General features: G+C 68.6%; 1 protein-coding gene. It reads right to left on the bottom strand.

From position 1 onward, the window contains the following. On the bottom strand, positions 1-558 hold a 558-nt coding region (locus EN991_RS38605), incomplete at its 3' end, for an MFS transporter (RefSeq protein ID WP_127370648.1). Between the last annotated feature and the right edge of the window lie 158 nt (positions 559-716).

Genomic DNA, 716 nt, shown 5'->3' with positions numbered 1-716 from the left:
CATCAGCCAGGCGTGGATCGGCAGGCATAGGCCGAGATTGAGAGCGGCGAACAAAAGGTAGACCTCGCGCCATGTGAGATGCGCATGCAGCGCCGAGGTCAGCGGCCAGAACAGGGTAGAGGCAAACCCGGCGATCAGCGTCAGATGGGTGATGCTGCGTTGCGGCCGGGGAACCCCGACCTGCACGATCGCCACGAAGGCAGCGCTGTAGAGGACGAAGCTGGAGGCCAGTTCCATCGCCAGCAATCCCAGAACGAAGCTCACGCGGCCGGGTGCGACGGCGCACAGCGCCAGCGCCACAGCCGCCGCGACCGAGCCGACGGTCATGATGCGGCCGGCGCCGAAGCGGTCGGCCCACCGCCCGGCAGTCGGCGCGAACAGGCTGCCGGCAAACAGCGAGGCCGACAGGGCTGCGAATACCCAGCCTTCCGTGAGCCCGAACTCGCGTGCCATTGCCGGCGCCAGGATCGAGAAGCTGTAATAGAGCGTGCCGTAGCCGATGATCTGGGTCAGCCCAAGCGCCCAGATCGCCTTGCGCAGGACGGATCGTTCAGGCATCGACGCCGGCCGCCATATTCTCTCGCGTCTCGGTGGCCGGCGCGGTTGCGCAGCCGCAACCCGACGCGCCCGTTGCCTTGGCGTCCGCATCCCTGACGCAGCAGGCATCGACAGCGGCGGGAGCAGGCCCGCCCCCGCCGCCGGCGCCTTCCGATACC

This window comes from Mesorhizobium sp. M7A.F.Ca.US.005.03.2.1 (genome assembly GCF_003997795.1).
Classification (GTDB): domain Bacteria; phylum Pseudomonadota; class Alphaproteobacteria; order Rhizobiales; family Rhizobiaceae; genus Mesorhizobium; species Mesorhizobium ciceri.
The sequence above is the reverse complement of the archived record's forward strand: the minus strand, read 5'-3'. Positions and strand labels throughout refer to the sequence as shown.